Source organism: Robinsoniella peoriensis (assembly GCF_000797495.1).
Lineage (GTDB): Bacteria > Bacillota > Clostridia > Lachnospirales > Lachnospiraceae > Robinsoniella > Robinsoniella peoriensis.
Map to the genome: position 1 here is coordinate 122972 of NZ_JTGN01000017.1, position 8862 is coordinate 131833.

The 8862-nt window shown below is 40.3% G+C and carries 12 protein-coding genes; 6 read left to right on the forward strand and 6 right to left on the reverse strand.

Features of this window, described 5'->3' with window-relative positions:
• Positions 1 to 3: 3 nt before the first annotated feature.
• From QR40_RS30325 to QR40_RS25650, 6 genes are read right to left on the reverse strand one after another with little or no spacing between them, the layout of a single operon-like run.
• Positions 4 to 522, reverse strand: a complete 519-nt coding sequence (locus QR40_RS30325; RefSeq protein WP_052377887.1) for a hypothetical protein — start codon at positions 520 to 522, stop codon at positions 4 to 6.
• Positions 523 to 536: 14 nt separating this feature from the next.
• Complete coding sequence (locus QR40_RS25630; protein ID WP_027295122.1) at positions 537 to 977, reverse strand: type IV pilus modification PilV family protein; 441 nt, start codon at positions 975 to 977, stop codon at positions 537 to 539.
• 17 nt (positions 978 to 994) lie between these two features.
• Entirely contained in the window at positions 995 to 1492 is a 498-nt protein-coding gene (locus QR40_RS25635; protein WP_044297428.1) for a DUF4860 domain-containing protein, read from the reverse strand.
• 11 nt (positions 1493 to 1503) lie between these two features.
• Positions 1504 to 1830 (reverse strand): CHASE3 domain-containing protein, encoded by a 327-nt coding sequence (locus QR40_RS25640; protein ID WP_027295120.1) that lies wholly within the window; start codon positions 1828 to 1830, stop codon positions 1504 to 1506.
• A gap of 11 nt (positions 1831 to 1841) precedes the next feature.
• Complete coding sequence (locus QR40_RS25645) at positions 1842 to 2861, reverse strand: type II secretion system F family protein (RefSeq protein ID WP_027295119.1); 1020 nt, start codon at positions 2859 to 2861, stop codon at positions 1842 to 1844.
• A gap of 35 nt (positions 2862 to 2896) precedes the next feature.
• On the reverse strand, positions 2897 to 3862 hold the full coding sequence (locus QR40_RS25650; protein WP_052431057.1) for a transglutaminase-like domain-containing protein: 966 nt from the start codon (positions 3860 to 3862) through the stop codon (positions 2897 to 2899).
• Positions 3863 to 4113: 251 nt separating this feature from the next.
• On the opposite strand from QR40_RS25650, the gene QR40_RS25655 reads away from it, so the two are divergent.
• The 6 genes from QR40_RS25655 to QR40_RS25680 form a co-directional block, all read left to right on the forward strand.
• Positions 4114 to 4761 (forward strand): SipW-dependent-type signal peptide-containing protein, encoded by a 648-nt coding sequence (locus QR40_RS25655; RefSeq protein WP_044297430.1) that lies wholly within the window; start codon positions 4114 to 4116, stop codon positions 4759 to 4761.
• A gap of 63 nt (positions 4762 to 4824) precedes the next feature.
• Positions 4825 to 5649: a hypothetical protein gene (locus QR40_RS30330; protein WP_052431058.1), complete on the forward strand. Its 825-nt coding sequence runs from the start codon at positions 4825 to 4827 to the stop codon at positions 5647 to 5649.
• Positions 5650 to 6645, forward strand: a complete 996-nt coding sequence (locus tag QR40_RS31960; RefSeq protein WP_044297432.1) for a MucBP domain-containing protein — start codon at positions 5650 to 5652, stop codon at positions 6643 to 6645.
• 184 nt (positions 6646 to 6829) lie between these two features.
• Positions 6830 to 8050 carry a BTAD domain-containing putative transcriptional regulator gene (locus QR40_RS25670; protein ID WP_160295874.1) on the forward strand — a complete coding sequence of 407 codons (1221 nt, stop codon included), beginning with the start codon at positions 6830 to 6832 and terminating at the stop codon, positions 8048 to 8050.
• Positions 8051 to 8061: 11 nt separating this feature from the next.
• Positions 8062 to 8505, forward strand: a complete 444-nt coding sequence (locus QR40_RS25675) for a hypothetical protein (RefSeq protein ID WP_027295114.1) — start codon at positions 8062 to 8064, stop codon at positions 8503 to 8505.
• Between the two features lie 203 nt (positions 8506 to 8708).
• Positions 8709 to 8862, forward strand: a 154-nt coding sequence (locus tag QR40_RS25680) for an IS200/IS605 family transposase (RefSeq protein ID WP_044297434.1), incomplete at its 3' end; no start/stop codon positions are given.

The window sequence follows — 8862 nt, forward strand, 5'->3', positions numbered from 1 at the left end:
CTCCTAAAATTCAGATTCAAAAGATCCGTTGAATACAGGTACATTACTTTCCGGTGCCCAACTGCCATCAGATTCGCTGTTCCAGGTTATAATGCGATAGAAGCGCTCTCCCGACTGTGTTGGGAAATTAAGCTCCAGAGTTACCTTTAACATCTGATCATCCGTAATTGGTACCGCATAATGTAATTCAGGTGACGGACGATCCTGGTCAAAGGTATATGTATCCTTGTCTGAGAGTACCTTTATTATTCGGGTATAATAAGATTGTGGGTCGGAAAAAGTCTGCGATCTGTACTCGGAATATAAAATGTCATCAATTTCAGACAGTATCTGCTTGGCCTTTTGGTCCGCCTTATAATAGGCACTGGTATGCTCGGCATTCTTCTTGCTCAATTGATAATCCATGTTGGCGTTAACGATTGAAAGAACAGCAAATGTTACCAGGCATAAAAGCACAAATACAAGCAGAATGGAAGAAGTTCCGATATTTAAAAAAGTATGTTTCTTTTTCTTTTTCATCATAAACGGCCTTTCTATTACTCAAGAGTATGAGGAATATTTATTTGGGCTGCAAGAGAATACAGCAGTTTTTCCGGTTTATCAGTTTCAAATGATGAGATGGAGACGTCCTTTTTACGGGAGTCCCCGGTAACTGTAGCGATGAGAGTAAACTTACTATCTGATTCACTGCATTTTTCCCAGGCTGTATCATAATAAAAGATTATGGAATCCCCATCAGTGACACTTTCCGGAAACAAAGACTGCACTTCTGACAGGGAACCGTTACAGCTTTCCAGTACTTCGGCTGTATTTGATACCAGTCGGGAAGATGTACTCAAATTTTTTGAACTCTGGCTCAGCAAAAAAGATTTTGAAAACAGCTGAATGCAGATACCGCTTGCAACGGTAAAAAACAGTATGGCTATGATCAATTCGATTAAAAATAAACTTGATTTGGAAGGAGTGTTCTTTTTCATATTGGAATCCTTCTTTCTTATTCAATGTCTTTAATGTCACTTCTGGGGTGGATATAGAGGTCAATACCATTCCCTTCCTCTGTAGAAACGGTAAAATGATAAAGCCCTTCCCTCACTTCTTCCATTTTAAGGGAGGTGATATCTGTAATGGACTGGCCGGATTCAACAGATACGGAAGTGTCTGCTTTTGCAAATAGTTCTTTTAACTCATTTTGATCCTCATAAATATAAGTTATGTAGTCCTGCCCGTCATATTGGTCTGTAAGAGCCAGGGCATCGGTGCCTGACAGTCTGGTAATGGTAATATCACCAATACCGTCCGCCTGCCGGATTTTTTCAGAAATATAAGAGAGTGCAGTATGGGAAGAATTATTTTCTGCCATTTGCCCGGCAGTAGAACGATAAACATTAGAACCGATCAGAACCACAAGCAGCGCTGAAGCTGCAAATACGCAGAACAGTGACAGGGTAAAAACGATATCAACAAAGTGTTCCTTTGACCGGAAATTCTTCATAAGGTGGCCTCCTATTTCTTAATAATGGTAATGTCAGGCATAATATTAGAGCCAAAAGGTTCATAATGAATAATAAATTTATCATCATCATATGCGACGGCATAGTGTGCCAAAAGGTCTTCCAGGGTATCCGGATAGGAGCCTGTCAGGGCATAGTTCTGTACGGCACACCGTCTCAGGGCATCGGCAAGGGTTCTCTGCTGTTCAGCGTCGGTTGTGGCAGAGATATTGCCGATTCCATATAGGAATAAAATCATAACAAGTCCGAAGGTACAGAGTGAAACCAGGAAACCGGCTCTTATTCTTCGATGAAAAGGTAACTGGTGAAAACGGTTCATAGAAATACCTCCTAAAGCGGTCCGATACTGGACATAATACCCATAAGCGGAAGCATAACAGAGAGCAGAATAACACCCACAATTATAGATAGTGCAACTACCAGGGAAGGTTCCAGGATAGAGATCAATCTTTCGATCCGATTGTCGACTTCTTCTTCATACTGATCAGCTACTTTCTTCATAACTTCGTCTACGTTGCCGGTTTTAAATCCCACTGCGATCATGCGGGCATATACCCCCTGGAAAAGTTCGGAACTGGTTACTGCATGTGAAAAGCTTTCGCCTTCTTCCATGGAAGTCTGACACTTTTTAATCTTTTCCTGTAAATCCTGGTTATCAACCAGCTTAGAGGTCATGGTAAGACTCTGCTCGATGTCCAGACCGCTGCTCAGTGTAAGAAACATTCCGCTGGCAAATCGACCCTGGGCTATCTTATGCTGAAGAGTTTTGGAAAAACGTATCTTAGAACCATTGAAAAATAAGAAAGCCGTAAAAGCTGCGAAAACGATAATTACGGGCACTGCATAATGGCTGAGCATGTTTCCAAGGTTCAGCAGGCTTTTGGAAAATCCCGTCAGCTGGCTGCCCAGCTCAATGTAAACCTGATTAAAGACAGGCAGTACTTTCACAATGAGGATCACTACTATAAATAACAGAAGCCCGATCATAATGCAGGGATATGTAATAGCACCTTTAATTCCTTTAGCGATATTCTCCTCCCGCTCATAATATTGGGCTAAAGAGGACATGACATCGTCAAGCCGGCCTGATTGTTCGCCGATTTCAACCATATCTGTAAAATATTTAGGAAATACTCCGCAGTCTGATACCGCAGCATGGAAGTTCCCTGTTTCTTCTAGCGTGTGATAAATAGATTCCAAAACAATCTTTCCATCCGGACTGACGTTATCTTCCAGCATGATAGAGATGCCTTCAATAGAAGAAATACCCGACTGGAGAATCATTGCCATTTGATTACAGAAAAAGGATATTTCAGTATTGGATAATGGTTTGTTGGCTTGTTTTGCCATAAGAACTCCTTTCAAAACGCAAATTTAAATATCTATTAATAGGTATGTTTAGTGGTATAGTTCTTTGCGTCTCCAATGTATTTTTGGATTTTCTTGCTGTTTTTGCCACTGGCTGCGAAGGTTGGATCCATGAGTGACCAGCTTTTGCCGTCGAATTGAATAATGTCATCAATCCAGCCCTCCTCCTTTGTATAGACACTGATCCAGGCATGGACAACTTCACCGGAATATCCGGTTTCAATTTTGGTGGGAATGCCCTGGGAACGCAGCATACATCCCATAAGAGAAGCGTAGTCAAAGCAGATTCCTTTTTTGGTTGTCAGAGTATCATCCACATTGGGAATGTAATCAAACTGTACGCTTTCTGCCTTATCCGTATCATAAGTAATGTTATCGATGGTAAAATTGTATACAGAGGTAATGGCATCCAGATCTGTTGAAGCTCCCTTTACGAGTTCAGCTGCCTTTTTTACGGACCGGGAATCAGCTGTAAAATTGACATATTGGTTCGGATACAGAAAGGGACCGAATTCATTTGTTAATGTTACATCTGCGGATAAAGAGCTTACGATAGCGTATTTATCATTGGCCAGCTGTTCACAAACCATAATTTCATAGCTCCCGTTTCCCTGGGACAGGGGGAAAACCTCATAGTTTCCGGTGTTTTTAATATTATAGTCATTAGTAGAATTATCGGAAGCTTTCACCCGCAGCTTCACTTTGGATGCATTGCCCAGGTACTTTACCATAAAATAGCCTTCTGACAGGCTGGATGTATCAATGGAAGCGTACGCATCAGTCTGTACCGTTGTTCCGGCAGCTTTTGGAGTCAGAACCTTTGGCGTATTCGGGCGGGAACCCGTGGAACTGATACCAGACCCGGAGGAACCCTTGGAGACAACGTGCTCCCGATCGTCTGAATTGCCGCAGGCTGATAAAAAGATACTGAATAAAAGCAGTATCATCAGAAAGGCATATTTATGAAGTTTGCAGGGATACATAGAAATACCTCCCTCTCAGTTTGCTGTAATAATGCTTATTATAGCAATGCTCAGATGTAAATACAATATATTTTATGAAAATGATTCCGTGTGACTAAAGTGTGACAAAAATCCATTATAATCTAATTATAAAGTGCATCAGTATCATTAAATGCAAGTACTGCATTGCATAAATAACTGTGGATAGCGGGTGCTGTATCACAGCTATTTATGCAACGCAGTACCAGTATATACAAGGAAGGAAAATAGCTATGAAAAAGAAAAATTTCATGATAATCGGCGCGGCGGCTGTGCTTTTAGCGGCGACTTTGATAAGCGGGACAATGGCATCCTTTCAGGCAGAAACAACTTCTAAAAATAAAATCAGTGCCGGAAATATTGGAATACAGCTTATGGAAGAAACGGCAAATGGCGGAAAAGAAATAAAGGAAGGCGATATCAAGAGTATTACAGGAATGCCTGGAGATAAAATTCCGGAGGCCATTTATGTAGATAACATTAAAGATAACCCTTTGTACTTAAGAGTAACGCTGCATAAGAGCTGGGAAGACCGCAGCGGTGAGAAAAATCCGGAAGCTGACGCAAATTACATTTCAATTATAACGAATCAAAAGGATGACTGGATTATTCAGGCTGACGATGAAAATGGTGAAGAAATGTACTTTTACTACCGCAAACCCCTGAATGAAAAAGAGTCTACATCGAAGATAATGGATTTTATCCAAATTGCCAACATCCCAAGCAAAGAACAAAATTTATATACCGGACTTTCCATCGCTTTTGATGTGGAGGCAGATGCGATCCAGGTAATCGGGGCAGCAGATGCCATGCTGTCAGAATGGGGATTAGAAGTTAAAATTGATGAAAACGGAGTTCTGCAGGAAGTAGAGGAAGAATAGAAGCGAATATTAACAGGAGGTAAGTGTTGAAAGAAAAATTTAAAGCAGAAAGGATGCCACATCATGATTCTTTCAACATGTTTTATAGTGGCAGTATTGCAGGCGGTTCTGCAATATGCGGTGGGTGAAAATATGAAAAAGAAAATATTTAGTTTTTTCATTATACTGACATTGCTTTTACAAATGAATATGGTGGTATTCGCTGACAGTGATACAAATGTTACTTTTGATGGTGATGCCAAAGAATTTGTATTTTTAAACGGAAGCAATGATCTGTTTGATAATTTTAAAAATATGATGCCCGGGGAGACGAGAACTCAGAAAATTACGCTGACAAATGATGACTATGAACAGATGAAATTTTACATGAGTGCTCAGGTGCTTCGTGAAATGGGAGCAGGCGGGGCGGTATTTGAAATTACCCTGAAAAAAGACGGGGAACAGTTCTATAAAGGAAAAATCGGCGGGCTGGAAAGCTTTGGGGAAGGTTATATGGGTGAGAATTTCCTGTTAGAAAGCCTTGGAAAAGGGGAATCAACGGATATAGATATGGAAGTCTATGTGGATGGGGACTCCATGGATAACAGCTACCAGGAAACAGAGGGTGTCATCCAATTTACGTTCCGTGTGGCACATGATGATTCTGCCGACCAGACAGAGCCGACCACAAATAAAAATCCGGGTAATTCAAATAATAATAACAATAATAACAGCAGCAATGGGAATTCCAATGGCGGCAGCGGTACAAATCAAACAACAAATAAAGTAAAAACTGGCGATGATACGCCGATTTTTCTGCTTGCAGGGACGATGGGTGCCTGTGTATGCGTAATGATATTTATAGCTGCAGGCAGACGGAAAAAGAATCAGAAAGGAGAGGAGTCATAAATGAAAAAAATAAGTATGTTGATAATGTGCTTTCTTATGATATTTTTGGCAGTGCCGGTACTTTCTGCAGAAGCAGCAAAAAACTATGAGGTTGTTTTTCGAGGGGGTTCTCACGGAACCTTAAGTGAGGGTGATGGAAAGAAAGTCGTTTATAATATCCCATATGGTGAGGGATTCCCAAATAGTCCCTATGCCATCCCTGAAACAGGATATGTCTTTAAAGAATGGAGCGAGGAACCCCAGGAAGCCGGAACACCGGTAACCGGGAAAAAAATCTATGTCGCTAAATATATTCCGGTAGTAAGTGGAGTAGAATACGCAGTTAAATATGTAGACACAAATGGAAATCAGCTTGCAACCACTAAGGTTACTGTGGGTGAGAATGGAAATAAAATAACAGAAACAGCATTGCTGATCAGCGGCTACACGGCAGACCAAAAGTCAAAATCTGTGGTTTTGTCAGATAAAAATTCTGAGATTCAGTTTATTTATACATCCAATCAATCCGATGTACAGCAGACGGAGCCTCAGACAAATCCACCGGCGACGGAAGCACCAAATAACAATCCGGATAATAATACACCTGCTGCGCCAACAACTCCTGCAGCAAATAATACTCCGGCAACTACACCGCCAAATACCACACCAAATAATACCACACCAAATAATACCACACCAAATAATACAGTGGATAACAACGCAAATAATACTCCTAATAATGGTGAAAACAACCAACAGGCAGCACCGGATGAAAATAATCAGCCAGCTGCAAATGAGAATACGGTAGACATCCCGGATGAGCAGGTTCCGCTGGCGGATTCCCCTGAGACGGATTTTGAACAGGAAACGATCAGCATAGAAGACGAGGATGTACCGCTTTCAGCAGCTCCGGAGATCAAAAATGATTATACGGTTATATATATCATTCTTGGAATTCTGGCAGCAGCAGCGGCAGCTTTTGGAATTAAGACAGTTGTTTCCAGAAGACGTAAATAAAGGAATTAAATTATTAAGATTTATTAAAGATAGCAGTATAATGAGCCACGAAGCATTGCATCATATGAATATTAGTGCTATGATAAGATTAGAAAAATAATCGATATCCCATATCGCTGTTCTGATGATATGGGGTATTGGCATAAAATAATCAGAATGACAGGAATAATGTCTTATGGCTAATATGGAGAATAAATTGAACAAATTACAGGTGAAGATGTTTGGCGATTTTCATGTAACAGATGGAAAGAATATATTAAATGACGATAACATTCGTTCTGTCATGGTGACGAGGCTTTTGACATACTTTTTAAACAACAGAAACAGAATGATTCAGGTGCAGGAACTGGGTGATCTTCTATGGAATGAGGACGAAACGGATAATCAGGTAGGGGCATTAAAAAACCTGATGTATCGTCTTAGAAACATTATGAAGAAGTTACTGGGAAGTTCCGAATATATTCTGACAGGGCGTGGAGCTTATTACTGGAATCCGGATGTTACGGTAAAGGTGGATTGTGAAGAATTTGAAACCTGCTGTAAAAATGCCAAAAATCTGAAAGATGATATAGAAGGCCAGATTGTTCAGTACCGCCGTGCAGTAGATCTTTATGCCGGTATGTACTTACCTAAGATTTCATCGGAACACTGGGTTATTTCTTTATCAGCCTATTATCATTCAATGTTTTTATCAGCCGTGAAGAGCCTGGCGGAACTATATGAAGAAGCCGGAAATTTTGAAGAAATGGAAAATGTCTGCAGTAAAGCAATTTCTATGGATTCGCTGGATGAATATCTGTATTATCTGCTGATTAAGTCATTGATTGGACAGCACAAAGAGAAGATTGCACAGGAATATTATACAAGAGCCGTAGAGCATCTGTATGAAAATCTGGGTGTCAAACCTTCCAGTCAGCTGGAAGAAATCTATCAGTCGCTGTTAAACGAAATGAACAGTCAGGAACTGGATATTAAGAGAATTCAGGAGGATTTGTGCGAAGCGGCAAAACCCCAGGGTGTATTTCTGTGTAAGTATGGGATATTCCGTGAAATATACCGGCTGCAGGCAAGGCAGGCGCAGCGATTCGGAATGGCTGTCCATGTAGCGCTGATAACCATAAACCCTCCCCAGTACATAGAAAAGGGGACAGAAACATATCTGTCAATGCTGAAACGGGCTATGGATCATGTGAAAGATGCATTTGGATGTCTCCGGGCAGGAGATGTTGCAGCCAGATACAGCGGGTCACAATATGTTGTGCTGTTACCTACGTGTACATATGAATCCGGTAAGATGGTATTGAAGAGGATCGAAGACAACTTTTATAATTCTGCTAAATGGAAGAAATTTAACTTAAGAAGCAGTTTGGAAGAAATTAGTTTTGGAGATATAAGTAACGAATAGGAGGAGCATTTGTGGAAAATATACAGCCTTATTACTTGATGAATGCTCTTAGAATATGTATAGATGAAAAGAAAGATATTTATTTTCAGGGAAGGGCTTATACAAGGTTATCAAAAGATGAAATTAAGTTTCAGGATCTTTCCAGCCTTTTAATTGAAGTAGATAAGATCTTTGATGAAGCAGGTTATCCCCAGGCATTTCAGGAAAAAAGAAGTTTTCAAAAGGAGCATTCAAGATCTTTTTTCTCAATGAATCCCGGCAGTGAAAAGGATATTGATGAGATTTTAAATCAAAAAGGTGTCATAGCAACCTTTGATGTTATAGTTATCAGCAGGAGGCATTCTACCTGGCAAGGGGAGGTATATGGCCTGCAGAGAGAAAAACTGGGCAGCTTTGAAGGTGCCATTACAATGATAGATATATTAACGAGCAATATGGTGATATCAGATCAGTGATATCGCCATATTTTTTTGTTAGGGCATGGCCCTGTTCTCCATTGAGGAGTTTTTCGTTGATCCGAAAAACGGAACTTTGGAGAACAAATAAACCACCTGCTCTGCGGGTGGTTGGAATAGCTTTAGCGTTGTGTAAAAAACCTCCAATGATATAATAAAAATAGGTTCGCCAACCGTTTTATAAATCAAAGGAGGTAGTCCAAATGGACAATAATAGTTTAGCACACACAAAGTGGAATTGTAAGTACCATATAGTTTTTGCACCGAAATATAGAAGAAAAATTATATATGGCGAGTTGAAAAAGGATATTGCAAATATCTTAAGTATGTTATGCAAGCGCAAAGAAGTGCATATTG

Bases quoted from the DNA above. Each gene is read 5' to 3' on its own strand.
- QR40_RS25655 (WP_044297430.1), top strand. From the start codon at position 4,114: ATGAAAAAGAAAAATTTCATGATAATCGGCGCGGCGGCTGTGCTTTTA.
- QR40_RS25650 (WP_052431057.1), bottom strand. From the start codon at position 3,862: ATGTATCCCTGCAAACTTCATAAATATGCCTTTCTGATGATACTGCTT.
- QR40_RS30330 (WP_052431058.1), top strand. From the start codon at position 4,825: ATGATTCTTTCAACATGTTTTATAGTGGCAGTATTGCAGGCGGTTCTG.
- QR40_RS31960 (WP_044297432.1), top strand. From the start codon at position 5,650: ATGAAAAAAATAAGTATGTTGATAATGTGCTTTCTTATGATATTTTTG.
- QR40_RS25635 (WP_044297428.1), bottom strand. From the start codon at position 1,492: ATGAAGAATTTCCGGTCAAAGGAACACTTTGTTGATATCGTTTTTACC.
- QR40_RS30325 (WP_052377887.1), bottom strand. From the start codon at position 522: ATGATGAAAAAGAAAAAGAAACATACTTTTTTAAATATCGGAACTTCT.
- QR40_RS25645 (WP_027295119.1), bottom strand. From the start codon at position 2,861: ATGGCAAAACAAGCCAACAAACCATTATCCAATACTGAAATATCCTTT.
- QR40_RS25630 (WP_027295122.1), bottom strand. From the start codon at position 977: ATGAAAAAGAACACTCCTTCCAAATCAAGTTTATTTTTAATCGAATTG.
- QR40_RS25640 (WP_027295120.1), bottom strand. From the start codon at position 1,830: ATGAACCGTTTTCACCAGTTACCTTTTCATCGAAGAATAAGAGCCGGT.
- QR40_RS25670 (WP_160295874.1), top strand. From the start codon at position 6,830: ATGGAGAATAAATTGAACAAATTACAGGTGAAGATGTTTGGCGATTTT.